A 26,267-nucleotide genomic window follows, 5' to 3' on the forward strand; every position below is an offset into this window, starting at 1 on the left:
AAATCAAGAGAATGAACAAAACTGTACGTTTGATGAAAACGCTGCGCCATATTGATGTCCGCAGTTACCAACTGAAACGCCTATACGGCGCACTGTTTCTCGCTGCCACCCTGGTAATGGGATCCTGCAAAAAGGAAGATAAAGTAATTAGCACTCCTTCCAAATATGATAATGGATTCTTTGTTGCAAATGAAGGCTGGTTTGGGCATGAAACCGGAGATGCACATTTCTATTCCTACACAGGCGACTCTCTCTCCTGGAACGTATATAAAACCTCCAATCCTGGCGACAGTCTTGGTTCTGCGGGCAACACCCTGGATTTCGCGACTATCTTCAACAACAAAATGTACTTCGTGGTAAAAGCTGGCGGTCCATTGGCCGTAGCGGATCTTAACACCATGAAAGTCTACAACCGTAACAATACGCTCCCTAAAAACGATGGTCATGCTTTTGCTGGTATTGATCAGTACAGAGGACTGCTGAGCACTGGCGACGGGGTATATCCAGTAAGTCTTACTACACTGGCCATTGATAAAAAGGTAGACAGCATCAGTAGCTATACGGGCGATATCCTGGTAGCTGGTAAATATGCGTTTGCACTGAGCCAGAAAGAAGGTATCGTAGCCTTCAACACCAGTGATTACAAATTTGCAGGCCGTTTCGGCAATGCCAACCAGGGCTTTGCTAGAGCGAAAGATGGGGATGTATATGCAGCCACCGCTGATTCTATGGTACGCATCAATCCTAATACCCTGGAAAGATCTACTGTAAGTCTGGGCTTTAAAGTAGCCTCTCCATGGGGTGCATGGCGTCATGCCAGCATCTGCGCCAGCACAAAAGAAAATGCCATTTTCATTGCGCCTGGTACTGGGTTTACGGGTGGTACTAAAGCATACCGTTATGTGATTGGAGATCCAACTTCCTTGGCTCAGCCTTTTATTACATTGCCTACTGGTCAGTACTTCTATGGTTCTGCTATTGGTTACAATAAGGCTACCAACGAAATCATTGCCTTAACTATTAATGGCGCTTACAGCGGTAATATTAATCGCATTTTATTCTATGATGCCACTACTGGCGAGCTGAAGAAAACTGTTACTTATAATGGCTGGTACTTCCCTGCCATGCCGGTTTTCCGCCCATAGGCTGTTGTTTTTAATGTGGTATAAAAACAGTAGTGTATAAAAACGAGAAGAGACGTCTGCGACGTCTCTTCTCGTTTTTATTTTTTTCGTCGTGCCTGCCCGCTGGGCAGGCACGACAGAAAGGAGTGTTTTGCCTCGATTCCCTTTGGACAAATTTGATGATTAACTGCCCGCTGGGCTGGCACGACAAGCCAGCGTGTTTTACCTTCATTCCCTTTGGACAAATTTGATGATTAACTGCCCGCTGGGCTGGCACGACAGGCCAGTGCGTTTTACCTTATGAAACAACTAGTACACTTCTTTTCCAAATGGTGCAAAGGTAAGCGTGAGCAGCTTGAAATGCTGCCTGGCGAAGGGTATCCCGATGATAGTGATTGCCAGCAGTAATCCGAATACGAGGTGTCCTAATGCGATCCAAATGCCACCAGCGAATATCCAGATGATATTAAATAAGGTAGACAAACATCCTGTAGGTTGCTGTCTTTCCCTCACTTGTGCGCCGAAAGGCATGAGTGTCAACAGACCGATTTTGAAGCATTGCAATCCAAATGGTATTCCGATGATAGTAATGCAAAAGCCAAAGCCTACCACAAAATATCCTAGGGCGCAAAAAAAGCCGCCAAAGATCAGCCAGATTAAATTTCCTATTAAACTCATGTAATTAGATTTCTTTGATCATCCAGACGGTGCAGGCATCGTGACCGGAGTTACCCAATGGTCCAGGCAGGTACTTGAATCCATTTTTTTCATACATCGCCACCGCCCGGGTCATTTCAGGAAATGACTCCAGGTACAAGGAGTTATACCCTGCTTTTCGGGCAGCGGCATAGCTCTCTTCCAGCAATTTAACGCCTAAGCCCTTTCCTCTGGCCGCAGGCGAAAGAAAAAAACGCACCAGTTCCGCACAGCCTTCCGGCAACCCAGGTGTTGGGTAAATACCGCAGCCTCCAATGACCGTGTCTCCCAAAACTGCTACACAATAATACGAGCCAGGTGTTTGAAAAAGCTGAAACAGGTTATCTGTAGTCGGGTCTGAATGGGCAGTTCCTTCTGTTGGCACATCAAACTCCTCTATTCCTCTGCGGATTATATTCGCTAATAACGGGTTATCCTCTGGGCGAATATTCCTGAATGTGATTTCCATCAGGCTACACTTATTTTTATGACTACTTTTTTTACTGCTACGGGAACGGCTATACGCAAATTAGGCATATGCAGATCTGTAGGGAAAAATATCGCAAACTGACCGGCTTTCAGATGGGTATAAAAAGCTGGTTTCTCCGCGAACAGCATATAATCTTCCGTTTCGGAATAAGCCTTTGAAGGACTTTTATCTCCCAGAAAATCATGCCCTATTCTCTCTTCTCCGTTTACCACATACTGGATATCGATGTATTTGCGGTGGGCTTCCATTTGTTCTCCGGCTTCTTCAATGGTGTCGTATTCATTTACGATAGCAAAGATATGGGTACCATCAATTTCATACTTTCCTTTTTCCACTTTACTGAAGTCGGTCTGGCGGAGATAGTCAAACGCTTTTTCAAATTTCGCTCCTAGCACATGATAAAGCGTTGCACGGTCTAATGTATCAAGAATCATAAGTAATTAAGTAAAGGAGGAAAGATACATCAGTTTTTGCAGCAATGGAATGAAAATAAAAAAATTATGTTGCTGGTAGGAAGACATCGATCCGCGTGCCTGCTCCTGGTTCACAACAGGCGTAAATCCGGCCTCCGTGCATCTCGGCAACCCGTCGGCATAATGCCAATCCAATGCCGTTGCCGGCATAGTTTTCCTGCTCGTGGCCTCTGTAGAACCTATCAAATATCCTCTCGGCCATGGTGGGATCAAATCCTATTCCGTTATCGGTAAATCGTAGTCTTAAAAAGCGGATGCCGGGCGCCAATCCAGGGACAGCCATTTGTTCTTCGTCTGTCATTACTTGTGCAGTAATGATCACTAATGGCTGCTTCTTGCAGAACTTCAATGAATTATTAATGATATTTTGAAACAGCCTATATAATGGAAAATGCATCCCTTGGATACAAGGCAGGTTATCACAATGAATATCTGCTTTTCTTGCCTTGATAATGGGTTCTAAATCCTGTAATGCCGTATCCATTATCTGTTGGAGATCTACAGTGGTCAACACGGCATCTGTCAGCGGTAAACTGGACCATGCCAGCGTTTCCGCTATCAGTTTGGATATACGGGAGGAGGTAGCTGCAATACGTTCCAGCCAGGGCATGGTAGGCTTCCCGGCTTCCTCCTGGGCTTTTGCCGCCTGCGTATAAGTTTGGATATTCTGCATGGGTATCTGCAAATCATGGCTGGCCAGATGAGCGAATTCGCGCAGTTCTTCATTGGTATTTTCCAGCATTTTGACCGTACGTTCCAGCTCTGTTGTTCTGATTCGCACTGTCTCTTCTAGTTCCATTTTTAATTGATGCGTGAGCGTGATATCCAAGATGGTCCCAATCAGTCTTTCTACTTCTTCCCTATCATTGAAATAGGCGCGTCCTCGCATATTGATCCACTTGGTGGCATTATCATCATAGCGACTGATGGGGAATGTAATCTCAAAATACCCATTCTCCCTGTGTTTCATGGCACCGTTGATCGCTTTCTTAACAGGGGTGAGGTATTCTGGCCATATGCGGCTATACAACATATGGAGGTTAATGGGGAGCGCAGTGGAAAATCCGAAGATAGCTCTCGCGACGGCAGAAAGCTGTAGTTGTTCTGTCATTACCTCTAGGTCCCATGTACCTAGATTGGTGGCTGCCACTGCCTGTCGAAACCGTTCCTCCCCTTCCTTCACCAGTTGCTGTAGGCGATTGCTAGGAGTAAATTCGCGGGCAATTACAGACACGCCTTGTAATTCCCCGGAGAGGTGTACAGGAGATACCGTTAGTACTAGGTCCAGCGTCCGACCATCCCGAGACAGTCGTTTGGTTATATGGTGGCTTATTTGTTCTCCCAGGGAGATCCTTTGTCGCAATAGCCGGAACTCCCCCGCTTGATCTGGCGGAACGATTAGGCTGATATGTTTTCCTAGCACTTCTGTGGCCGTATAGCCGAAGAGTGTTGCTGCACCATTGTTCCAACTGGTAAATAATCCGTCTGGGGAGAGACTGTACACTGCATCTGTAGTATTGGCTACAATAGCCGCCAGCAGGGAGTTTTGGTCGTTATAGGTAGCTGCAGCCGGCGTCGCAACACATAACACTGCCAATGGTGCTTTGTTACGTCCATAAAGAAGATGCGTATTCACTTGTACCATTCTGCGGCTACCATCATTTTTTTCCAGGATGACCGCCTTTCCCTGGCAGGGTTGCTGGTGCAACCAGGTATAGGCTGCTGGCGTTTCTGAAGGCAGTAATAATGTACCATTGGGAGAATAAGCACGAACACTAATACACCATTGATCTTCGCCTAGTCGGGGCATTCTACCGGTGAGGATCACGACATGTCGATTGACTGCCCGCAGATATCCGTTGCGGTCACATAGCCAGGCTGCGGCTGGAAAGGCTTCTAAGATAGCATGACAATCAACGCCTTCTGCCTGAAGTTCCTGTTCAAAATGTGGTGGAATGGCAGGTACAGTTGACGTTGTATCAAAATTACTTTTCATACGTGGGCTGATACATTCGATGGTAAACCTGATACATTGGTTTTACCACAATAAAAAATACAGGTTCCGCGGAAATACAGCAGGTATGGGGAAGAAATGGGGAAATGAGGGAAAGTTGCAACCTACAGGCGGTCTGCACCGCCTGCATAAACCAGTATTACTGGCAGTTACTTAGCTAATTTTACCCTTAAAGCTACTGGGCCTTTGGGACCGTTACCAACTTCAAAAGTCACTTTCGCGTGCTCCTTTAATTGGTCCAACGCTTCTTTAATGTGGACAAAATAGCTTTCCTGGTTACGGGAATCTTTAATAAAGCCGTAACCTTTTGACTCATTAAAGAAGGTTACTACACCGTTATGAATCGGATCTTCCTCTTCTTCCACCTGTCTTGCCACACCAATTTGTATATCTTCAACGTTTACTTCCTTACGTTTTGAAGGATCGGGTGGCGTACTAGTGAGATTGCCATTTTCGTCCAGATAAGCCATCATATCTTCCAGGCTTTTTCCTTTGTTCTTGTTAGCCTGGCGTTCAGCCTTTTTCTCTTCCTTCTCTTGTTTCTTTTGTTGTTTCTTTTTCTCAAGATCTTTTTTACCGAAGGTTTCCTGTGATTTTGCCATATGCATTGACCCTTTTTTTACTCGGGGGAATTCGGGTCGTTACGAAGATAAGAAAATTATCTGCCATACAGCAGCAAAAAGCACCGCCGGTAATAACAAAGCTGAGATTTCGGCTTTTTTTAACGAGATTCGTACGTAAAATATTCCATATGAAACTCTTCGGACGCAAACGCCCAGCTTCCACTGAAAAAAAATCGATCTTGCGGGAATGGCTCAATGCTGGCTTGTTTGCCATTGTGGCCGCTACGATTATCCGCATGTTCATTTTCGAAGCCTATTGCATTCCTTCGGGTTCTATGGAACGTACGCTACTGATCAATGATTACCTTTTTGTGAGTAACATAAGTTATGGCCCGCGTTTGCCCATGACTCCCCTAGCGATACCGCTAGTGCATAACAAAATGCCTTTTACCACCTATACCCCTTCTTACAGCACTGCATTTCAACTGCCATATAAGCGACTGCCAGGATTTACTTCCGTGAGCAGAAATGATATTGTGGTATTTAATCTGCCTCCTGGTGATACCGTAGCTTTGGAAGTGGAGAGTTCTACCAGCTATTACGAACTGGTGCGCCAAATGGGACGCGAGCAGGTATGGAACCAGTTCCATATATTGGTTAGGCCGGTAGATAAAAAAGAAAATATTATCAAGCGCTGTGTCGGCGTACCTGGCGATACCATCTCTATCAGCAATAGTATTGTCAGTGTTAATCATCAGCCTGGATATAATGCTCCTACTGCAGAAATGCAATACCTTGTACAAACAAACGGGGAAGTGCTGAACCCTGTTCGCTTGAAGGAAATGGGCATCATTGATGAGCCAATGGCTACCGGACAGCCAGGATTGTATCTCTGTAATCTCAGTACCACCGATGTGGAAACCATGAAAACCTGGTCTATCATTAAGAGCCTAACACCGTATACAGATCAGGAAAATGCGGATCCGGCGCTGTTTCCATACGATACCGCTCAGTTTCACTGGAACCAGGATAATTTCGGTCCGGTGGTGGTTCCTGCCAAAGGCGCTACTGTTCAATTGACTACCGCCAATATTCCGTTATACCGCAGAATCATCCGTATTTATGAACACAATGACCTGAAAGAGGAAAATGGTCAGTTCATCATTAACGGACAGCCTGCCACTTCCTATACTTTCAAAATGAATTACTACTGGGTAATGGGCGATAACCGCCACAATTCCATAGATTCCCGCTACTGGGGATTTTTACCGGAAGATCACCTGGTGGGTAAGGCATGGATTACTTGGATGAGTTATGATCATGATGGCATCCGCTGGAGCCGGATCTTGAAAGCCATCCAATAATTGCTAGCTTATTACGGAAACATGCTATCATTTTATTCTAAAGCCATTCTTCTGTTTGAGGGATGGCTTTCTTATTTTTATCATCTCAAAAATTAATATATGCCGGAACCCCGCGATTATAATACCATCAGTCCTTCCGCGAAGGCATTGCTTTTCCTCAAAAGCGTGACCCAAATACCTTATGCGCTGGAAGCGGCCACCATCGTGCATGCACCTGAACCTTTCCATCCGGATTTTGCAATAACACAGCCTTACTTCTGGGCCAGGGTTTTGCATTTTGAAGACCGCTACTGGAGTATTAATCAGCTATTGGAAGAACTCCCTATTCATAATATCTTGGAACTCTCTTCTGGCTTCTCTTTCCGAGGATTAAATACGGCGGAGCAACCAGGGTATTATTATATAGACACGGATCTGCCAGACCTGATTACCACCAAAGTGGCTTTGCTGGAGCAATTGCACCCCGGCCCGCTGGCAGGTAAACTGGAAGTACTGCCTTTGAATGCATTGGATGAAGCCGCTTTCGAAGCAATTGTAGCGCGATTTCCGCCCGGCCCTATAGTAATTGTAAACGAGGGATTGTTGATGTACCTGGATCCGGAAGAAAAGAAACGGCTATGTCAAATCATTCATAAAATCCTGCAAAAACGTGGTGGCTACTGGATTACAGCCGACATCTACACCCGCGAAGAAGCAGCATTTACCGCTAAGTTGTATAGTCGCCCTGATGATCCGTTGATGGCCTTTTTGAAATCCCATAACATCGAAGAGAAAAAGTTTGAGACCTTCGATAGTGCCAAATCCTTTTTCAATGAGATGGGATTTGAGATAGACAAAGAAGCAGAGAAAGACAATACGCGATTAAGCAGTCTCCCCTACTTCCTGAAATCCTTAACGCCGGACCAACTGGAAAAGGTCAAAGCCAGGAAGAAATCCCGTGCCACTTGGCGATTAAAGCCCATGGATTAAGGCTTCACCGCCTTTGCCAATATATTAACTACACTCACCAATTCCTTGTTATTCAGCGATGCGAAACCGAAGCGCAAACCGTTGAGGGGTTTTGACTTATAGGCATAATGGTAGCCATAACTCATGGAAAGCCCGAAGGTGCCTGCTTTGTCGGCGATGGCAGGTATTTTCAAGTGTTTGGCAAATTGTAGCCAGATGGCCATTCCTCCTTGTGGCAACCGGAAGCTCGCCGCATCGGGTAAATGCCTGATGAGTAGTTCTCCTGCCAGGTCGCGGCGTTCCCAATAGAGTTTGTTTGCTTTCTTCAGATGCCTGTTGATACTGCCATTTTCCAGCATGCCTGCTAGGGCTTCTTCCACCAGGTTATCGCCTCCGATGTCTATCAATCGGCGCAATGCCGCTGCTTTTTGGATAAACTTCTCTGGGGCGATCATAAACCCAATGCGTAAAGAGAGGCCGAGGGATTTTGTAAAAGAGCCCACATAAATCACATTACCGCCATGGTCTGCACTGGCCAATGGCACAATAGGGGCAGCGGAATAATGGAAGTCGAAGTCATAATCATCCTCAATCACTGCTAGTTTATACTTGCGGATGATTTCCAGCAATTTCATGCGCCGTTCCGCGCTGAGCGTGACGGTGGTAGGATGATGATGATGGCTGATGATATAGAGCATCTTTATTTTCTTCGTGCGGCATAACTGTTCTACCGTATCCGTGTCTATCCCCTCATCATCCACCGGCACCCGGATGATATTGGCACCCAGTTGCTCAAAGGCAAGATCTGCATAAAAGTAATTCGGACTCCCAACGATAATATTATCATTTTTCTGAACCACCATCGAAGCCGCCAAGTATATACTCATCTGGGCGCCGCGGGTGATCATTACATTTTCTTCCCGAATGTTAAGTCCTCTGGTATCAGCGAGATATTTCAGCATCTGATTCCGTAAATACATATTGCCTTCTGCCGGGCCAAAGGCCAGGTATTTATGATAAGCGGGGCGTTGAATAATAGATCGGCATTCCCGCGCCCAATCGTCGAGGGGAGCCAGCCGCGCATCAGGGAAACCATCGTTGAGCACCAGTTTTGCGGTCGGGAGATTACGCTTCAGTAGCAATGAAGGCGCCTCATATATCGGAAATGCCGGTCCTTCTGCATAAGCATGATGCGCATTATTATAAGAACGTGGTTTTATTTCCGGAAGGTTTAACGATACCATCATCCCCTTTCTAGGGATGGCTGTGATCCAATCCTGCGCCTGTAATTCATCATAGGCCGCTATGACCGTTTTGCGGTGGAGCGCCAATAATTCTGCTAGTACCCGACTTCCTGGAAGATAGGTCCCTGGCTGGATGAGGCCATCCCGGATGAGGGAAATGAATTGGCAGGCTATCTGCAAATAGACCGCTTGGCGACTGGATTTATCAATTCGAATCAATGTTTTATATGGCAGCATCTGGACTACTTATTAATCATTAACTGGACTACTTGCATAGTCCAGATCAAATATACATTTGTATCATTAAATCATAAAAGAAAGACGAACAATAGTATGGAAGCATTAAGATTTAACCTGGCAGAAGTTTATCCAGAGGCCTATAAAGCCTTAGCAGCAGTAGAAGCGTTAAAAGCTAATTCCAAATTAACTCCTATTCAGAAAGAACTGATAAAGATTAGGGCTTCCCAGATCAACAAATGTGCTTTCTGTATCAATATGCATACAGCGGACGCTCGTAAATACGGCGAAACAGAAGCCAGGATTTATTTACTCAACGCCTGGAGAGAAGCGCAGGTATATACCCCCGAGGAACGCGCTATACTGGCGATGACAGAAGAAGTGACGGAAATCAGCAAGCATGGACTGAGGGAAGAAACCTATCAGGATGTAGTGAAACATTTCGGTATAGACGGAACGGCTCAAATTTTAATGATGATTATTGCCATCAATAATTGGAACAGGGTGGCAATTCCTCTTCATTATCTGCCGGAGGTAAAATAATCGTATATGCGTAAGGTTTATTATGCCGACTCAGATGAAGCCATCATCGGTTGCATTGACACCATCCTAGAATTGCGGCCAAAGCTGCAACGGGATAAAGTGCTTGGTCAAATAAAGGACATGCAAATGGATGATGGCTATATGTTGATTTATGCCATGGCGGACGATGATCACTCTAAAGTGGTCGCCATCGCAGGGTTTCGGCATCTCAACAAATTACTCTGCGGCAAACATATTTATATTGATGACCTGTCTACCCTACCGGAATATCGTGGTAAGGGCTACGGTTCCTTACTGTTAAATCATGTGAAAGAACTGGCTATCCGGCAAGGGTTGGGAAGTGTACGTTTGAGCTCTGGGTACATCAACAACGATGCACACCGACTATACCTACAGCATGGGTATATTATGTCGGCCCATAATTTCATGCTGAAGCTCTAACATTGATACATATAGATTGATACAGAATGAGTTGTGCATAGGTTCTACTTATGGGCAGCTCATTCCACTTTGTCGTAATTCGCCCTTTCCAGGTGACGCAAACCACCCCTTAAATTGACGTTTTCACACAGCATCGAAACAAGATGGTAAATGGATATTTGTAATCTGAAAATCCATTTTACTATGCAAACGAAACACAAAGTAGTATCACCAGCAGAATGGGATCTTGCCCGCAAATCCTTGCTGGTAAAAGAAAAGGAACTAACCCGCATGCGGGATCAGGTAGCCAAAGAAAGAATGGCATTACCCTGGGAGCATGTCAACAAAACCTACGAATTCAATGGTGCACAGGGAAAAGAAACCCTCTCCGACTTATTCGACGGCCGCAGTCAGTTGATAATAGTGCATTTTATGATGGGGCCAGGTTGGGCGGAAGGATGTCCGGGATGTTCCTTTAATGCAGACAGTATTGATGGTTCTTTACCGCACCTGCTCAACCATGATGTGAGTCTGGTAGTGGTTTCCAGGGCGCCGTATGAAGAAATTCAGCGTTTTCAGAAAAGGATGGAATGGAAATTCAAGTGGGTTTCCTCCCATGACAGTGATTTCAACTATGATTATCATGTATCCTTTACACCGGAGGAATTGGATAAAGGAGAAGTCTATTATAACTATGCTAAGATACCCAACAAAGCATCAGAACTGCCAGGAATGAGTGCGTTCTACAAAGAGGAAGATGGAGAAATTTATCATACCTATTCTGCCTATGCAAGAGGTACGGATATAATGGTAAATACCTACAATTACCTGGATATTGCTCCCTTGGGAAGGAATGAGGACGGGCCTCAGACCATGGATTGGATGAAACACCATGACAAGTATGTAGTGCAGCCAGTCGCTACGGGCAACGGCAATTGCTGTCACTAAATACCTTGCCATGCAGCATTCTTGTAATTGCAACCGGGTGAGGAAAGTGCGCCGGCCGCTTATCCGGCGCCTCCTCCATTTCATTCGATGGGCCACACCAGGCGTGGTTCTGGCACTGATACCCAAGTGTCCTGTATGCCTCGCCGCCTATATAGCTTTGGCTACCGGTCTTGGTGTACCGATTACAACGGCCAGATACCTACGCTGGGGGCTTATCGTTACCTGCATTGCAGCGCTGCTGTATCTCTCCTTTCGGTATTTACAGTCCAGGCGCCGACGCAGTTACTCTTGACGGTGTAACCGTATAGGTATATTTCTCTTTCGCGGATGGCTTGATGGCTTTCAAGTGAATGCGGTAAATATTATCTCCCCATTTCTGCTTAATCCCTTCATCCTCCATTTTTGTCAATGCCACCTTTTCCACGCTGGCATTGAGTTTAGCAGCAGGGTAAGTCACTTGGTAATCACGGCCTTCTCCGTGAATAAGCAGTACCCCTGGGGATACTATTTCCACGGGGAAACAGGTCATGAGGTATTGGGTGAGACTATCTGTTTTCGTTAGCACCACCTGGTCTTCAATCACCGCTTTCTGGTTTCTCTTCAACTGAACCGTCCTGTTCCAACTGCTGATCCCTGCTTCTTTCGGATAGGCCTCCGCGATATTCAACTGCATTGTACTAGCGCCTGCATTATTGGTGCTGCTTACATTCGTTGCTTTAAATGCAGGGCCTGGCCTTTGCGTATATCCGTTAACGGTAGGCAGGTTATGATAATCGGAGCAGTTGAACCAGATGTCGTAACGCTTGTCGGAGAAGGTTCTGGCAGTGTAGGTACCACGTCCTACATCTATCAGTACTGGTAGCCCATCGTAATACACAATGAAATTTCCGACATCATTATGGTTATGGCTTTCATCATTGTTGCCTCCTTTCGCGGCCACATAAAAACCTTTGGTAACGCCGCCTTTATCACGAGCGATCATTACTTCCAGATCAGGCCACCAATTGTTTGCAGGCAATGGGAGTGATTTCTCTGCACGCTTGAATTCATCCTGCATAAACAAGGAGAAAAGATTACGGTAATACATATACGTTCCTTTCCAAGGATTATGTTCGGTACGTACATAATACGCGCCGAAGCGCATCATATCTGGATCTTTTACATCTTTACCAAAGCGATAAATTAAAGCACCATTCATTCCCGGACGCGGGTCGGCGTCAGCAAAATCAATAAAATAATCTTCACTGATCTGTGCCTTATAAATGAACTGTGCCATATGTTTCACCTTTTCATCCGCCAATACATACTGGAAAGCATTGGCAGTGGCCAGGTTGAGCAGGCAGATATTATCATATAGTGAGGCAGCGGCTCCACTCCAGTATCCCGGGCCTTCATCGCAGCCACCATCCTGCGGATATGGGTTCAGGAACTGATCCAGTGTACCCAAGATTTTGCTGACAGTGGCGGCACGTTTTGCTTCATCGTGTTCCAGCAACAGCACTGAACATAACCAGTTGGAGGAAATCCAAGGATTCCAGTTATTAGGTCGGCGCCCACTACCACTGGAGCCCATCCAACCATGATGCTTAGTCATGAGCGGTACAAAGATCCTGCGATTGGTTTCGTCGTATATGCGTTTCCGTATTTGCGGCGAAACCGCGTCTAACTTATCACCCATAAAATAATCCACCCAGCCCAACAATTCTGCCGTTTCTGCGGAAAACAGCTCTACAAAAGGATTTGCAGCATCTGGCAGGCCGTTAATTTCCTTTGTGCGAGGCAGATGAGCAGATGCGCCCCAGAAAGATTCTTCACAAACAGACCATATCCCATTGACGATATCATCTGTAAAACGGCCTTTATCTTCATACACTTCCGCCATCATTAATGTGGCGAGTACATCTCTTTTCTTGTTGGCAATTTCCTGGTAATCCCTGCGGTTACCGGTTCTGACGATCAACAGCGAAGTGGTTGCCGGAATACCGGGCCATTCATAATGCAGGTAGCTTTCTGCCAATCGGATGGTCTTGGCTGCCAGTGCGGTATCCACATTCGTCCATACCTGACGGTTGCTACGAGCAGGGAATGGCTCCCAGCGATCCCGCGGAATTAAACGCGTACGTAGTTCTTGCTCCGTAAACCGGCCACTCATCAGGTTTTGCGCCTGTGAGGCAACTACCGCAAAGAAGCAGCAGCCCAATAAAAACAGTTTCTTTTTCATACGTGACTAGTAGGTATATTTTCGTTCAGTACTGATGTCTGTTTGCTGTGGGAGATGCCCGTTTAAGGAGAAGGTATTGTCTTTAAACGTCCCGTTGGCAGTGGCGTAGGAAGCAATACCATAGCCACCATTGCATTGCAACACATTGTTTCTTACTTCTATATTTTTATTGGGTGCGTGTAAGCACGGAAAGATCATTCCACCTTTGTCATTCGCTTCTAACAGTGATCCCGTAATGGCTATATCGCTACAATTCAATGCCAGCAAGCCATACATCGCGTTACGCCCCATTTCACAATTTTCTAGTTTGATATTACTTGACTTATCCAGCACCAGTCCGCAGCCATAAGGAGCACCCACCATCCGACTACTATCTACACGTGCATCTGTGGCATGCGTGATATGTAGGTTATGCAGTAATCCTGCTCCTGGCACCACGCTGGAGCCATTTTCATTGAAATCACATCTTTTGATACAGATATGTTCCCCGCCGAAAATTTGTACACCGGCATAGGTGAAATTCTTTACCGTAATATATTCGAGAGAGATATTGCGGAACAACGTTGGCATTTCGGAACGGAAAATAATTCCACCGCGACTCCCATTCGGTTTCCAAGACCGGCTGCTGTTGGGATCATTGCCATAATCCAGGATTGCCATGCCGTCTAGTACTAGGTTGCGGAGTACTACATCATGCATATCATTGCTGGCATTGGTCATTACATCCCGATCGCCGGAAGCCGGATCTATGTGGAGAATCGTACCAGTACCTTCCCCCACCATCGTCAGGTTGCTGGGAATTTTTAGTGTAGCCGTTACCGTATAGACGCCTGATTTCAGGAGTAAAGTTTTGCCAGTACCGGCGGCTTTCTCCATAGCTTCTTGCAAACTATCAGTAGGTGTAACCGTTATCACCTGACCGGAAACTTGGGGCTGAAAGCCTGTGCCAGCGCCGGCCATGTAATGCATTAGGGATATTTTAGGGAGGATATTTTTTTGTACAGTCATAGGATTTCGCGTGTGTACCAGGATGCTCCTGGAAGCTGTGAGTCGGACGGAGTCTGCCACAGCGAATGTTGCAGGAAATTTTACTTTCATCGCGGCAGCATAGCTGACAGCAGGTTCATAGAAATCGCTGAAGCGCATAGCGCGATCGGAGATTTTACCATAGGCAGACACGTGCCTGCCTAGCAAGTAAGCGGCCGTATATTCATAGCCTTGGAGCAAGCGGTGATTGGCTACCTCAAAGAGATTAAGTCCTTGTGTGAGGGCAATATGCGCTGCACCGGCAAATTCTCCAATTCCTAATTGCACATGCCCCTGATCTCGGAGGGTTTCCTGGCATTGGCCTGTTGGATAGATATAGCGGCAAAGACTACCATTTACAGGTCCATGGTAGTAATGATCTACAGCGTTGTTAAATAACTGCCTATCGTCCAGGAATATTGCCATCGCCATTAACGTATGGATCATTGCCGCATCCCAATTACCATTGGCCTGCGGGTAATAGTCTTTTATAACGGGGTAATAAATAGTGAGGAGCATGCGTTTAAAGGCATCCTGTTCGGCAGTAGGCCATTTAGCATCGGTATACTTCAGGATTTCAGCCGCATTGCAAAGCACATGACCTGTCCAGGCCACCATTAATTTGGCATCATTGTAATCGAAGTCCCACAAGTTTTCGGACCAGGCATGTAGGAGTTGCATGGCATTCGTCGCATATTGTTTTTTGCCGGTAATGTACCAGGCCACTGCATAGTCGTAGGCTAGTCCGGCACTTTTGCTGAGGTCTACCCCGCCAATATTCGGGCGGCCATAAGGGCCTCGCATCACATGTGCAAAAGGTTTGACTTCATAGGCTGTATCCAGATTGGTCATCATTCTGTCGAAGGCCCCTTTCCAAGGCTGCTTTCCCGCCAGGACCATGGATTTCATGTAAGCCAGGTCTTCGGACGACTGGTTAATACCTGGATGTTTGAAAGTAGACTGTCCCATCAGGAGTGCTGGGAACAAGAGTAGCAACACAACTAGTTTTTTCATAACGTTTCCTCCTTAAAAAGGCAACGGGGACTATTTTCATAATCCCCGTTGCGTATAGGCATCCAGGTTATTTCATTGTATAACGCTTGATGCTGATCGTCATTCTCTTTTTTGTATCATCCACCACATTGAAGTAGATGTATGCGCGGTATTTACCGTCTGCAGTTTCTATCCATGCACCTGCTTCCTGTTTAATGTTCAGGAAATAATCCGGTGTATTGGTGAAATCCTGCGCCAGGAAGTCTGGGTCGTCGATAAATATACCGTAAGGCAGGCGGGCCAGTTGCTGATCACGCAGGTTAAAAGCTTTTACCAGGCGTACATCATTTGTGGCGCCAGCCGGCACTACAAAATCCGTCAGGTAGTCTTTAGGTGCTGCCGGTGCTACCAGTGCATGTTTGTAAGTAACCGTCGTGAATGTACGATACATGTAGATCAGGTCAATTTTGGCAGGATCTACAGGTTGGCTTCTGCGGTATACTTTCATATCGGCAATGGAGATATAGCTGGAATCTGCGTCGGTTACCCCGAGGTCCAGCGCCATATCCATTTTGGAAACCGAATAAGGGCCCATTTTATAAGTAACCGTTTCACCGTTGCTGCTTTTCGCAGTGAAAGTGAAAGACACCTGTTTTCCACGTGCTGCATCTGGCGCTTGATAGAAGAAACGCAGGGTAGCCGCATTGGTATCTACTGTGAAGTTCGTCGTAGTGACGTTACCGTTAGTTACGGAAGGATCGCCGATTTTCACCGGAACATCCACCCCGCTGCTATTGGTATAAAAGGACCTGTTTTCCAGGTAGGTGCCGGCTCCGCCAGGGATGCTGGCTTCCACCTGTGCAGACACCAGTTTACCTTTTGCTTTTGGAATAGCCATCGCGTAAGCGAATTCGATATAGCCGCCTACCACATTTGGTCCCAGGGATCGTTTGATACAATCGTTTTGCAGTTGGTTCTTTGGAGTAGGCACTGCATAGTCATCATTCTTGGAACAAGCAGCGAATAGCAGCACGATTCCAGCGAAAAATGGTATATATGATTTGAAATTGATCGTCATGGTTCAGTGTTTACCTTGTTTGAACAGTAATGATTACTTTATAGGTTTTTCTGATCTGCCTGTTGCCGGAAATAACCGTGTATTGACGGGGATTAGCGAGGTCAGAGAAATCAGTTTTACCGGTAACTTTCGGATTCAGTTTGCAATCCTGGGCCAGGGAAAACTGCGGCCAAACACTTCTCAGATCTGTTCCGTACAGTACTTCCTGGTTGATCGTACCTGCAGCCGTATCGATTACCGGCGCTTTAGATCTAACCGTTTGGAAATCGGGTCCTAGCAGTTCGAAGTTGGAAACATAGCAATCCGTGCGGGTAGTGATCAGCAGGCCATCTTCATCCACCGGGGTATCGTCCTTTTTGCAACCAGACAAGATGCTGATGCAAGCCATGAATAATGCGCTGATGATAATATATTTTTTCATACAATTCTTTTTAGAAGGATCAGTCAATTATAACCATGGAGTATTCTGCGTCAGGTTCGGGTTACGATCACGTTCACTCTGTGGTATTTTGAAAATATAGGCTCTGGTATAGTCCCTGTCAATCGCATTGTTGTAGTAGCGATCGTTCTGAGCGCCTTGCGTATCCAGCAGGTAACGGCCAGTAGCGCCTACGCCGCCCCAAACTCTTTCCAGTGCTCTCCAGCGACGGAGATCGAAGCCGCGTTGTCCTTCTGCCACCAATTCAATGATTCTTTCTTGTTCGATAGCAGAGAAGAAGGCATTTTTGTCTGCGTATTTTGCTGCGGTCAAAGGAGGCAGGTTACCACGATGACGTACTTTGTTTACCAGTGCTACCGCATCGGCTTGAGGGCCCAATAATTCATTGGTTGCTTCTGCGTACATTAGGAACACATCTGCCAGGCGCATAACAGGGTAGTTGTAATCGCCGTCACTACGGCCTTGGCCAGCATAGTTGCGAATGAACTTACGGAAGATGTAACCAGATTTGGTACCGTCTGTGTTATAGGTGATATAATCGACTCCACCCAGGGTAATTTTAGCGCCCCAGTTTTTATAGATGTATGGTGCTAAGCCGGTAGATTTCAGAGAAGCCATACCCATGATTTTCTCATAATCCCACAGCATACTAGCTTTCATGCGGTAATCGCGATTAGCATAGCTGGCAGGATTCACAGCGGAATTGAGCGCTGTTCTGGCGCCAGCTTTCGCAGGGTCCATTGGCACCAATTTCGGAGCGAAATCGCCGGTAGTGGTTAACTGATATCTGTCTGCAATTTCATAACGCGGATAGATCCAGTTCTGCGCACTTTCTTGTGTACGTCCGCCGAAATCACGCATCAGCTCCTCCCCTTGTCCGGTGTTGGTACCGCCGTGGGTAAAGGTCATGATCATTTCCGCATCGCCATTAGCGATAGGTTGGAACAGGTAAAAATAGTTAGGCAGGATATCGGCGCCGCCTAAAGTATCGATATTTCCTGGTTCTCCGCCACGGAAGAGGGTCAGGCCGTAATCATTGATAACGTGACCAAAATCGGCAGCAGCCGCAGTAAAAGCAGCAGTAGCGGCAGCAGCATCCGGTTTGAAAGTTGTCAGTTCAGGCCAGCCGTTTTTATTCCAGCAAGCCCAGAAGAGTTGCAGTTTACCGCGGAAAGCCAGTGCAGCAGGTTTTGCAGCACGACCTACCTGCGTGGCTTTTGCAGGAAGGTTATTGAAAGCGTAGGTAAAATCGTCCATGATAGAGTCTTTCACCTGTGCAATCGGCATGCGTGACAGCGAAGCAACATCGCTGTTATTGGTATTTACTTTCGTAAAGTAGGGAACATCGCCCCACATAGAGATCAGGCGGAAATACGTCATACCACGCAGTAGTCTTGCTTCCGCAATGATGCGCTGGAGATTGGCCGCATTACCTATTTTCCTGTTGATCAAGTCCTGCGTATTGACGATCACATAATTGGCCCTGTTAACTGAGCCATATAGTCCTTCGAAATAGTTATCGAATCTATCGCCGTATGATTGTGGGGAATAACCCGCACTATTGGAAGGGTTATACTCCTTTGCATTGGAGGAAGTGGTGGAAGTACCACGTGTTTTCGTGTATTCACCCTGACCATCGAAATAGTAATCGCGGTCGAATACGTTTCGGGTGGCATTATATGCGCCCATTAACGCATAGGTAGCATCATCTTCTGATTGCCAGAATTTATCCACGTTCACTTCCGTGGTTGGCATCTGGTCCAACAGGTTCTTTGTACATCCGGTAGCGAAAATGGCGAGAGTACTAGCTACCAGTGCAGTTTGTATAATAGAGATTGATTTCTTCATGATAATAATTTTAGAATCCTACATTCAAGCCTACAGAATAAGATTTCAGCAGCGGATAGGCTGTGTTCTTGTTACCACTCGCTTCAGGATCCAGGCCGCGGTAGCCGGTGATAGTAACAATGTTTTCAGCGGAGCCATAGATTCTGACACTGTTAATTTTCAGCAGTTTCATCAGGTGTTGAGGCAGGGTGTATCCCAACTGAATATTTTTCAGGCGGAGATAAGCCGCGTTATCCAGCCAATAGGTAGATTCATCGCGGTTACCGCTGTAACCACCGAGGCGAGGCCATGCCCCATCGCGGTTATCAAGGCTCCATGGATTATTCCAGTGATCCCAGGTAGCAGCATAACGTTGCGCAGAGAAGTTGGTATTGTTGTAGTTATTCAACCAGAAATCTTTTCTGCCAGCAGCGCCTTGCACCAGGAAGTTGAAGTCGAATCCTTTCCAGCCCACATTACCACCCAGAGAGAAGTTGGTAGTAGGGCGGTCGCGTTGGAAGTTTTTCTGTGCTACTTTATCATTACCATCTACGATACCATCGCCATTTACATCGTTACGCAGGATATCACCTGGGGAGGCGCCTTGTGGAGTGGCATTGTATATATCCTGCCAGGTTTGCGCAATACCTCTGTCGGTGTAAGTATACACGAAGTGATAAGGCATGTTCAAGAAGGTATAACCACGTCCGAGGTATTCATTCCATTTTTCCAGGTTGGTACGGTTGTAGGAAAAGTTACCAAAGAGGCCGTAACGGATGCCGTTACTTAACTTATCGCTCCATCTCAGGTTCAGTTCCACACCGCGGTTGCGCAGGTTACCGATATTTTTACGAGGGGCGTTATAAGCGCCTGTTAACAGGAGAGACATATCAGAAGGTCTGTTCATGTTGGTGGTCAGGCGATCATAGTAATCCAGTTCCGCGTTGAGTCGACTCTCGAAGAAACCGAGATCCAGACCGAGATTGAATACAGAAGTGGTTTCCCAGGTCAAGTCTTGGTTGACCATTTTCTGGTATACCAGGCCTTTCTGGATATCTTTATCCAGGAAGTAAGTAGCCAGGGCGAGGGTGGAGAGTTGTTCATATCTGCCTACGCCGCTGTTGTTACCCAGGGTACCGTATGAAGCGCGCAGTTTACCATTACTCAGCCAATTGCTGGTGTAAGGTTTGATAAAGCCTTCCTCTATAAAGCGCCAGCCTAGGGCTGCAGATGGGAAGAAGCCATATCTGTGGCCAGGTAGGAATTTGGAGGAACCATCAGAACGGAAATCCAGTTCCAGCAGATATTTATCGTAAGCCGTATAGTTAACGCGACCCAGATAGGAACGAAGACCTTCCGTACTAGAGTTACCGCCTGCACTCATGATACTGGTCAATGCCGCATCAATTTCATGGAGATTAGGATAGATACGATCGTTGCGGCTAGCGCTCAGATTGCGGTCGTACCAATACTCTTCACTATATACGCCGAGAATGGTGAGGTCATGATTTTTATTGAAAGCCTTGTGGTAAGTCAGGCCACCGTTCAACTGTGTTTTGTACCCAGAACTGGTGTTATTGGAAATCCCCGCGTTTGTACCATAGTAAGTACGGCTTCCGTTGGACATTGTCTGGAAGTTATAGGCGATAGTTGGTTGTGCAGCGGAATAAGCAAACTGGTTATAATATGCCAGTGAGTAATCCACTTTACCAGTCAGTCCTTTGATAGGCTCCCAGGAATAATACACATTGGCATTCAAACCTTGACGGTTTTGGTTAGTCAGTGCTTGCGTATATCGCATGTATGGGTTGAAAGCTTGCGCATCTTCGCCATAAGCCATGGTACCACCAAATTTTCCGGTTACTGGATCATATGGCGTAATACCTGCGATCGCATATTGGAGATCCACGTTTCCACCATCAGCATCGGTGAAACCTTCTTCCATGGCGTAGACATACTTCGTCCAGTTACCGGCGAACTTCATACCCACGTTCATATTAGAACGCAGTTTATAATCGAAATTGAAGCGTGCGTTATAGCGTTTAAAGGTATTATTGATCTGTAAACCTTTCTCATCTTGAACGCCGATTGAAGCGAAGAAATTCGAAACATCATTTCCACCGCTTGCAGAGAGGTTATAGTTCTGGTTGATACCATTATGCATGATAATGCTCCACCAGTCTGTATTTGGATAGGCCAGTGGATCGAGCATACTCATCGCCATCCACTGATCAATAGTACCATCTTTGAAGTTTAACAGATTGCGTGCAACACTTACCTGCTGGAGACGTTGTTCCAGTGTGAGTGCGCGGGCATAATCTGCCATGAAATTATACGATTTGGTAGGTTGTGTTACACCATAGTATCCGTTGAAATTGAACTGCGTTTTCTTCTGTCCTTTACCAGATTTGGTAGTGATGAGAATAACTCCATTCGCAGCACGGGAACCATATACAGAAGCAGAAGTCGCGTCTTTCAGTACAGAAATGCTTTCGATATCATTCATGTTGATGGAATTGATATCTACATCTGGCATACCATCCACTACTATCAATGGTTTAGCGTTATTTACCGTACCCAGGCCGCGGATGACCAGGTCTGCGCCGTTTTTACCTGCCATACCACTGGATTGTGTGGCAGAGAGGCCAGGCACCATACCTGAGAGTGCAGAAGAAGCGTTGGAAACAGCGCGACCAGCCATTTGCTCATCCACTTTGATAGCAGAAACTGCACCCACCATATTTACTTTACGTTGGGTACCATAACCGACTACCACTACTTCACCCAGCGCTTTCTGGTCGGCCATCATTTGCTGGTTTAATGTTTTCTGATTGTTATAGGCCACTTCTTTGGGTGTGAAGCCCATAGAAGAGAACACGAGTACAGGTGATTTAACGGAGCTGGGTATACGTAATGAGTATGCTCCTTTTTCGTCTGTAACGGTACCGTGCGTGGTACCTTTGATTGCGATGGTTACTCCTGGTACAGGTTGTGATTTTTCATCCGTGACGATACCCGTTAAAACGTGGTACTGGGACGGCTCTTGCTGAAAGAATGCAGCGGCCACATAACCGGATGCACCGGTCGCCGCATGAGCAGGAGCAGTATACGTCAGCCCGGCTGCGGGTATCAGTGTCAGCATCATCCAGTGTAAACGTAGTTTACCCGATGAAGAACGTGGTAAATAGTGAATCATTAGGTATTAATTTTTTAGCAATAAAAAGGCCGTACCGGCAGCACCGGCAGCATACAGAAGATTAATCCATGATAAAATAGCAATAGAAAGCCTGAGCCGGTAGCCGACTAAATCGATTTTGGCAACAGCAAACGTTTGCATGAAAAATGGCGTGTAGCCCTCTTCACTCGTCAATGAAATTTCATACGTGGGAAGATTTTAGTTGTTTCTCTTTAGTTGATTTAGTTGATTATGGAATTTATTATATCAGTAAAACAGTACATCATCAAAAATACAAAAAGCAATCGATTGAAATAAATATTATTTTAACAAAATCTTGATGCTTGGGGCGCATTTTGATACTTTCTAATAAAAATTAGGGGAATTGATAAAATTGTATATTAATTGACTAGAATAATACCAGGAAAAACCTAGCCCCTGAGATATAATTTTGCGTTTATGCAAACAAAGCAGCAAACGTTTCCGTAAAAATAGTATCAAATTGTCTAGGATAGAATAGCAATAAGGATTGCCATCAGGAAGTTTTCCGATAATTGATTACAGCCCAAGTATTGAGCACCAAAGCAAAGATAATGAGATAGATAAATTCCATATGCACATCCTGGAACGTACTGCCCTTCAGCATTACCATGCGTACCACTTTAACAAAGTGTGTAACCGGTATCAGACTGGAAATAGTTCTTGCCCAAACTGGCATACTTTCAATAGCGGTAAACAAGCCACTCATCAGCGCGAAAATCATCATAAAGAAAAAGGCCACAAACATCGCCTGTACTTGATTGGCACTATAAGTGGATACTAGTAGTCCAAATCCCAACAAAGCGACCAAATAGACCGCTGCAAATGAATATAATAACCAAAGCGGCCCCACTGATACAATACCGTAAATAATCCAAGCCACCAGTAACCCAATTGTGAAGATAATCATACCGATGATCCAGAAAGGTATCAGCTTACCAGCAATAAACTCCCATTTGCGTATAGGGGTTACATTTATCTGCTCCATCGTACCTATCTCCTTTTCCTTTACCACATTCACCGCAGTTAAGAACCCTCCGATGAGGGTTAGTAGCAGCACAAATATACCAGGTACCATATAGTACTTATATTCCTCCCGTGCATTATACCAGATGGAGTAAGTCATTTGGATGAGCGGGAGATTAGCAGCTACCGGATGCGCGTCTCTCACAACATCCAACTCGGTACTCTGACTAAAATCATTGATAATATTATTGAGATACGCCCCGCCAATAGAGGCCCTCGCACCATTTATAGCATCAATCGACAAAGCTACCTGCTGCCGCCCCTCACGTACCAAATTGCGCTCAAAAGCGACTGGTATCTCCAGTACCACATCCGCCGCTTCCCGCTCTACATAAGTTAATGCATGCTGATACGAATCCGCGTAACCCACAATATGAAAATACCCGGAAGCGCCTATCTTGGAAAACATCCGAGCGGTCATACTACTATGATCATTATCTACCACGACTATACGAATATCTTTCACTTCAAAATTCGCCGCCATTGGCATAATGATCAACTGTATGGTAGGCATCGCAAACATCATCACCAGGATAATCCTGTCGCGCACAATCTGCCTGAATTCCTTTTGTAGTAAAAATCCCAGCCTTTTCATGAGAGCCTGGTTTTAAATTTCAATAATGCCAGTGACAACAATGCCGTAGTCATTCCTACCAATACCAGCGTTTCTTTCCATACATAACTGAATCCAAGTCCCTTCAGCATCACGGCTTTCACGATGAGATAATACCAACGGGCAGGCACTACGTTCGACAATAACTGCAACACATATGGCATATTATCCAACGGGTACAAAAACCCCGTCAATAGCAATGTGGGCAGCATCATGCCCATCATGGAAAGCAGCATGGCCGCCTGTTGTGAGTTAGCGATATTGGAGATCAACAGTCCTACTGATAAACAAGTAATGATAAACAAGGTGCTTTCTCCAAAAAGCAGTAGCATACTACCTTTAATGGCTATATCCAAGAAGCCGACGGACAACACCAGGATAAAAGTGAAGTTCACCAAAGACAATACCAGGAAGGGTATTGCCTTAGAGATCAATACCATGATAGGATTAAACGGCGATACCAACAGTATCTCCATCGTCCCTAATTCTTTTTCGCGCACAATGGAAACGGAAGTGAGCGTGGAACACACAATCATAAAGATGAGGGCGATCACGCCCGGTATAAAATTCAGCGACCCATTGCCTTCGGGATTATACAACATCCGTAACTGCGGTACTATTCCTGGCGGCGCATTGGCGCCAACCGCCAACGATTGCTGGTAGTCTCCCAAAATTGCTGTCAGATAATTAATAATCGTTTTAGCAGTATTCGGGTCTGCTCCATCTGCTACTATCTGCACATTTGCTTTTCCTTTATGTTGTAAATCTTCTCCGAACTGAGGGGGAAATATCACCACACACCTGACCACTCCTTTTCGGAAAGCGGCGTCTATCTCCTCTCCTGCCAGGGTTTTCTCCTCTGTGATAAAATATACGGACGATTTAATTTTATTGATAATCCTGGTAGTATTCGCATCCCTGGATTGATCGCTAATGATAATATGTGCGTTCTTCACTTCGCTGGTAAGGGCATATCCAAACAACAGTATTTGCGCTACCGGCAGCCCAAACATAATGAGCAATGTACGCCGATCGCGAAATACATGATAGAATTCTTTCCTGATAAATACCAACAACTGTTTCATAATCGTATCAGTCTGATGAACGTTTGGCGCCACGCGCCAACTGGTAAAATACTTCTTCCATATTATTCGCCTGAAAGCGGGCTTTCAGCGCCTGTGGCGCATCCAGTGCTTCAATCCTGCCATCCACCATGATCGTTACCCGGTTACAATATTCCGCTTCGTCCATATAGTGGGTGGTTACAAAAACTGTGATGCCAGCCGCTGCGGCTGCATATATCATATCCCAGAACTGTCGCCTCGTTACAGGGTCCACACCACCGGTTGGTTCATCCAAGAATACGATCTGTGGCCGATGAAAAATAGCCACAGAAAAGGCTAGTTTCTGTTTCCAACCTAATGGTAGCTCTCCTACCAGTTTACGTGATTCTTGTTGTAACCCCAACTGGGTGATCAGCTCATCGCTGCGTTCACGGATGGTTTTACGGGAGAGCCCATATACGCCGCCGTAAAATTCTATATTCTCCAATATGGTCAGGTTCTCATAGAGGGAGAATTTCTGACTCATATAACCGATATTTCGTTTGATGGATTCCTGTTGTTTGTAGACATCAAAACCTGCTACGGTGGCCGTTCCGCTGGTGGGGTAAGATAAACCACAAAGGATGCGCATCGCCGTCGTTTTGCCGGCACCGTTAGCACCGAGGAACCCGAATATTTCACCGCGACTCACCTCAAAAGAAATCTTATCGACTGCGAGGAAGTCGCCGAACCGTTTGGTCAATTCCTTGCATATGATCACCTGTTCAGCCATCGGTTTGTGTTTTACGATTCATTAAACGGATAAAAGTATCCTCAATTCCTGGTTCTATTGCTTTTACCTCCAACCCCTTATGGCCATGTGCCTGCGCGAATTGCAGCAGTGCCGCTTCATCGCCGGGTTTATCCGCTTTCATGGTCAGATGCAAATATTCTCCAAAAGCATAACAGGAGTCTACGGTATCGAGGGTACGAAAATCTTGCACTAGTTTGTAAATATCATCTGCCTTCGCAGCGTATAGTCGTACAGGATAGCTTTGAATAATCTGATCCGGCGTATCCACTTGCATAATACTTCCTTCTTGTATCAATGCAATGCGCTCGCACAAGATCGCTTCATCCATATATGGTGTAGATACCATAATCGTAATCCCTTGCGCTTTCAGTCGGTTGAGAATATCCCAAAACTCGCGCCTGGACACCACATCCACACCGGTTGTAGGTTCGTCCAGGAAAAGTACTTCTGGTTTATGAATCAGGGCACAGCAAAGCGCCAGCTTTTGTTTCATACCACCTGATAATTTCCCGGCACGTCGATCATTAAAAGGTTTTATCTGATCGTAGATATCTTTTATTACTTCATAGTTTTCAGCAATCGTAGTACCGAATAAAGTAGCGAAGAAAGTCAGATTTTCTTTGACGGTGAGGTCCTGGTAGAGGGAGAATTTACCAGGCATATAGCCTATCTTATCCCGGATTTTCCGGTAATCCTTTACTACATCAAGACCTTGAACGGATGCCGTTCCTTTATCCGCCAACAGCAAAGTGGTGAGGATGCGGAATATACTTGTTTTACCTGCGCCATCGGGCCCGATCAGGCCGAATAGCTCCCCCGACTTCACCTGCAGCGACACATTATCCACTGCATGCACCTTTCCCTCATTGTAGGTTTTCGTAACTCCTTCCAGGATAACACTATTCATGG

General features: G+C 45.8%; 22 protein-coding genes. 6 read left to right on the plus strand and 16 right to left on the minus strand.

Features of this window, described 5'->3' with window-relative positions; genetic code table 11:
• Positions 1 to 11: 11 nt before the first annotated feature.
• The gene (locus tag JO154_RS01500) at positions 12 to 1,145 is read left to right on the plus strand and encodes a DUF5074 domain-containing protein (RefSeq protein ID WP_291941243.1); all 1,134 of its coding nucleotides are present in this window, start codon (positions 12 to 14) and stop codon (positions 1,143 to 1,145) included.
• A 288-nt stretch (positions 1,146 to 1,433) separates the two neighbouring features.
• Here the strand turns inward: JO154_RS01500 and JO154_RS01505 are convergent, their stop codons facing one another.
• The 5 genes from JO154_RS01505 to JO154_RS01525 all read right to left on the minus strand — a co-directional run bounded on the left by JO154_RS01505 (position 1,434) and on the right by JO154_RS01525 (position 5,399).
• A complete protein-coding gene (locus JO154_RS01505; RefSeq protein WP_291941246.1) occupies positions 1,434 to 1,802 on the minus strand; it encodes a YccF domain-containing protein in 369 nt (122 codons plus the stop codon).
• A 4-nt stretch (positions 1,803 to 1,806) separates the two neighbouring features.
• Positions 1,807 to 2,289: a GNAT family N-acetyltransferase gene (locus JO154_RS01510; RefSeq protein ID WP_291941248.1), complete on the minus strand. Its 483-nt coding sequence runs from the start codon at positions 2,287 to 2,289 to the stop codon at positions 1,807 to 1,809.
• Positions 2,289 to 2,744 (minus strand): YhcH/YjgK/YiaL family protein, encoded by a 456-nt coding sequence (locus tag JO154_RS01515; protein ID WP_291941250.1) that lies wholly within the window; start codon positions 2,742 to 2,744, stop codon positions 2,289 to 2,291. Before JO154_RS01515 ends, JO154_RS01510 begins: the two co-directional genes overlap by 1 nt.
• Positions 2,745 to 2,808: 64 nt before the next feature.
• Positions 2,809 to 4,779: a PAS domain S-box protein gene (locus JO154_RS01520; protein WP_291941252.1), complete on the minus strand. Its 1,971-nt coding sequence runs from the start codon at positions 4,777 to 4,779 to the stop codon at positions 2,809 to 2,811.
• Positions 4,780 to 4,946: 167 nt separating this feature from the next.
• A complete protein-coding gene (locus tag JO154_RS01525) occupies positions 4,947 to 5,399 on the minus strand; it encodes a cold-shock protein (RefSeq protein WP_291941253.1) in 453 nt (150 codons plus the stop codon).
• 149 nt (positions 5,400 to 5,548) lie between these two features.
• Here JO154_RS01525 and lepB point away from each other — a divergent pair, with 149 nt between their 5' ends.
• On the plus strand, positions 5,549 to 6,724 hold the full coding sequence (gene lepB, locus JO154_RS01530) for a signal peptidase I (protein ID WP_291941255.1): 1,176 nt from the start codon (positions 5,549 to 5,551) through the stop codon (positions 6,722 to 6,724).
• A gap of 99 nt (positions 6,725 to 6,823) precedes the next feature.
• The gene (locus JO154_RS01535; RefSeq protein ID WP_291941257.1) at positions 6,824 to 7,693 is read left to right on the plus strand and encodes a class I SAM-dependent methyltransferase; all 870 of its coding nucleotides are present in this window, start codon (positions 6,824 to 6,826) and stop codon (positions 7,691 to 7,693) included.
• Here the strand turns inward: JO154_RS01535 and JO154_RS01540 are convergent.
• Positions 7,690 to 9,153 carry a PLP-dependent aminotransferase family protein gene (locus JO154_RS01540; RefSeq protein WP_291941260.1) on the minus strand — a complete coding sequence of 488 codons (1,464 nt, stop codon included), beginning with the start codon at positions 9,151 to 9,153 and terminating at the stop codon, positions 7,690 to 7,692. The genes JO154_RS01535 and JO154_RS01540 overlap by 4 nt on opposite strands.
• A 96-nt stretch (positions 9,154 to 9,249) precedes the next feature.
• On the opposite strand from JO154_RS01540, the gene JO154_RS01545 reads away from it, so the two are divergent.
• The 3 genes from JO154_RS01545 to JO154_RS01555 all read left to right on the plus strand — a co-directional run bounded on the left by JO154_RS01545 (position 9,250) and on the right by JO154_RS01555 (position 11,064).
• Entirely contained in the window at positions 9,250 to 9,696 is a 447-nt protein-coding gene (locus JO154_RS01545; RefSeq protein WP_291941261.1) for a carboxymuconolactone decarboxylase family protein, read from the plus strand.
• A gap of 6 nt (positions 9,697 to 9,702) precedes the next feature.
• Positions 9,703 to 10,137, plus strand: coding sequence for a GNAT family N-acetyltransferase (locus JO154_RS01550; RefSeq protein ID WP_291941263.1), 435 nt, complete (start codon positions 9,703 to 9,705; stop codon positions 10,135 to 10,137).
• 183 nt (positions 10,138 to 10,320) lie between these two features.
• On the plus strand, positions 10,321 to 11,064 hold the full coding sequence (locus JO154_RS01555; RefSeq protein ID WP_291941265.1) for a thioredoxin family protein: 744 nt from the start codon (positions 10,321 to 10,323) through the stop codon (positions 11,062 to 11,064).
• Between the two features lie 259 nt (positions 11,065 to 11,323).
• On the opposite strand, the gene JO154_RS01560 is transcribed toward JO154_RS01555, so the two are convergent.
• The 10 genes from JO154_RS01560 to JO154_RS01605 all read right to left on the minus strand — a co-directional run bounded on the left by JO154_RS01560 (position 11,324) and on the right by JO154_RS01605 (position 26,265).
• Complete coding sequence (locus JO154_RS01560; RefSeq protein WP_291941267.1) at positions 11,324 to 13,285, minus strand: heparinase II/III family protein; 1,962 nt, start codon at positions 13,283 to 13,285, stop codon at positions 11,324 to 11,326.
• Positions 13,286 to 13,291: 6 nt separating this feature from the next.
• Positions 13,292 to 15,325 (minus strand): alginate lyase family protein, encoded by a 2,034-nt coding sequence (locus JO154_RS01565; RefSeq protein ID WP_291941269.1) that lies wholly within the window; start codon positions 15,323 to 15,325, stop codon positions 13,292 to 13,294.
• Between the two features lie 67 nt (positions 15,326 to 15,392).
• Complete coding sequence (locus JO154_RS01570; RefSeq protein WP_291941271.1) at positions 15,393 to 16,382, minus strand: DUF4466 family protein; 990 nt, start codon at positions 16,380 to 16,382, stop codon at positions 15,393 to 15,395.
• A 10-nt stretch (positions 16,383 to 16,392) separates the two neighbouring features.
• The gene (locus JO154_RS01575; protein WP_291941273.1) at positions 16,393 to 16,803 is read right to left on the minus strand and encodes a hypothetical protein; all 411 of its coding nucleotides are present in this window, start codon (positions 16,801 to 16,803) and stop codon (positions 16,393 to 16,395) included.
• A gap of 27 nt (positions 16,804 to 16,830) precedes the next feature.
• Positions 16,831 to 18,669, minus strand: a complete 1,839-nt coding sequence (locus JO154_RS01580; protein ID WP_291941275.1) for a RagB/SusD family nutrient uptake outer membrane protein — start codon at positions 18,667 to 18,669, stop codon at positions 16,831 to 16,833.
• 10 nt (positions 18,670 to 18,679) lie between these two features.
• Positions 18,680 to 21,844, minus strand: coding sequence for a TonB-dependent receptor (locus tag JO154_RS01585; protein WP_291941278.1), 3,165 nt, complete (start codon positions 21,842 to 21,844; stop codon positions 18,680 to 18,682).
• Between the two features lie 514 nt (positions 21,845 to 22,358).
• The gene (locus JO154_RS01590; RefSeq protein ID WP_291941280.1) at positions 22,359 to 23,483 is read right to left on the minus strand and encodes an ABC transporter permease; all 1,125 of its coding nucleotides are present in this window, start codon (positions 23,481 to 23,483) and stop codon (positions 22,359 to 22,361) included.
• A complete protein-coding gene (locus JO154_RS01595; protein ID WP_291941282.1) occupies positions 23,480 to 24,586 on the minus strand; it encodes an ABC transporter permease in 1,107 nt (368 codons plus the stop codon). The genes JO154_RS01590 and JO154_RS01595 overlap by 4 nt, the downstream gene beginning before the upstream one ends.
• 7 nt (positions 24,587 to 24,593) lie before the next feature.
• On the minus strand, positions 24,594 to 25,337 hold the full coding sequence (locus JO154_RS01600) for an ABC transporter ATP-binding protein (RefSeq protein ID WP_291941284.1): 744 nt from the start codon (positions 25,335 to 25,337) through the stop codon (positions 24,594 to 24,596).
• Positions 25,330 to 26,265, minus strand: coding sequence for an ABC transporter ATP-binding protein (locus JO154_RS01605; protein ID WP_291941286.1), 936 nt, complete (start codon positions 26,263 to 26,265; stop codon positions 25,330 to 25,332). Before JO154_RS01605 ends, JO154_RS01600 begins: the two co-directional genes overlap by 8 nt.
• Between the last annotated feature and the right edge of the window lie 2 nt (positions 26,266 to 26,267).

The organism is Chitinophaga sp. (assembly GCF_019236475.1).
In the GTDB taxonomy this organism is placed as follows: domain Bacteria; phylum Bacteroidota; class Bacteroidia; order Chitinophagales; family Chitinophagaceae; genus Chitinophaga.

Excerpts from the sequence above, each read along its gene's own strand:
- JO154_RS01535 (WP_291941257.1), top strand. The coding sequence starts at position 6,824 with ATGCCGGAACCCCGCGATTATAATACCATCAGTCCTTCCGCGAAGGCA.
- JO154_RS01505 (WP_291941246.1), bottom strand. The coding sequence starts at position 1,802 with ATGAGTTTAATAGGAAATTTAATCTGGCTGATCTTTGGCGGCTTTTTT.
- JO154_RS01580 (WP_291941275.1), bottom strand. The coding sequence starts at position 18,669 with ATGAAGAAATCAATCTCTATTATACAAACTGCACTGGTAGCTAGTACT.
- JO154_RS01525 (WP_291941253.1), bottom strand. The coding sequence starts at position 5,399 with ATGGCAAAATCACAGGAAACCTTCGGTAAAAAAGATCTTGAGAAAAAG.
- JO154_RS01565 (WP_291941269.1), bottom strand. The coding sequence starts at position 15,325 with ATGAAAAAACTAGTTGTGTTGCTACTCTTGTTCCCAGCACTCCTGATG.
- JO154_RS01540 (WP_291941260.1), bottom strand. The coding sequence starts at position 9,153 with ATGCTGCCATATAAAACATTGATTCGAATTGATAAATCCAGTCGCCAA.
- JO154_RS01520 (WP_291941252.1), bottom strand. The coding sequence starts at position 4,779 with ATGAAAAGTAATTTTGATACAACGTCAACTGTACCTGCCATTCCACCA.
- JO154_RS01575 (WP_291941273.1), bottom strand. The coding sequence starts at position 16,803 with ATGAAAAAATATATTATCATCAGCGCATTATTCATGGCTTGCATCAGC.
- JO154_RS01560 (WP_291941267.1), bottom strand. The coding sequence starts at position 13,285 with ATGAAAAAGAAACTGTTTTTATTGGGCTGCTGCTTCTTTGCGGTAGTT.
- JO154_RS01600 (WP_291941284.1), bottom strand. The coding sequence starts at position 25,337 with ATGGCTGAACAGGTGATCATATGCAAGGAATTGACCAAACGGTTCGGC.
- JO154_RS01585 (WP_291941278.1), bottom strand. The coding sequence starts at position 21,844 with ATGATTCACTATTTACCACGTTCTTCATCGGGTAAACTACGTTTACAC.
- lepB (WP_291941255.1), top strand. The coding sequence starts at position 5,549 with ATGAAACTCTTCGGACGCAAACGCCCAGCTTCCACTGAAAAAAAATCG.
- JO154_RS01550 (WP_291941263.1), top strand. The coding sequence starts at position 9,703 with ATGCGTAAGGTTTATTATGCCGACTCAGATGAAGCCATCATCGGTTGC.
- JO154_RS01545 (WP_291941261.1), top strand. The coding sequence starts at position 9,250 with ATGGAAGCATTAAGATTTAACCTGGCAGAAGTTTATCCAGAGGCCTAT.
- JO154_RS01570 (WP_291941271.1), bottom strand. The coding sequence starts at position 16,382 with ATGACGATCAATTTCAAATCATATATACCATTTTTCGCTGGAATCGTG.
- JO154_RS01510 (WP_291941248.1), bottom strand. The coding sequence starts at position 2,289 with ATGGAAATCACATTCAGGAATATTCGCCCAGAGGATAACCCGTTATTA.
- JO154_RS01515 (WP_291941250.1), bottom strand. The coding sequence starts at position 2,744 with ATGATTCTTGATACATTAGACCGTGCAACGCTTTATCATGTGCTAGGA.
- JO154_RS01605 (WP_291941286.1), bottom strand. The coding sequence starts at position 26,265 with ATGAATAGTGTTATCCTGGAAGGAGTTACGAAAACCTACAATGAGGGA.
- JO154_RS01500 (WP_291941243.1), top strand. The coding sequence starts at position 12 with ATGAACAAAACTGTACGTTTGATGAAAACGCTGCGCCATATTGATGTC.
- JO154_RS01595 (WP_291941282.1), bottom strand. The coding sequence starts at position 24,586 with ATGAAACAGTTGTTGGTATTTATCAGGAAAGAATTCTATCATGTATTT.
- JO154_RS01555 (WP_291941265.1), top strand. The coding sequence starts at position 10,321 with ATGCAAACGAAACACAAAGTAGTATCACCAGCAGAATGGGATCTTGCC.
- JO154_RS01590 (WP_291941280.1), bottom strand. The coding sequence starts at position 23,483 with ATGAAAAGGCTGGGATTTTTACTACAAAAGGAATTCAGGCAGATTGTG.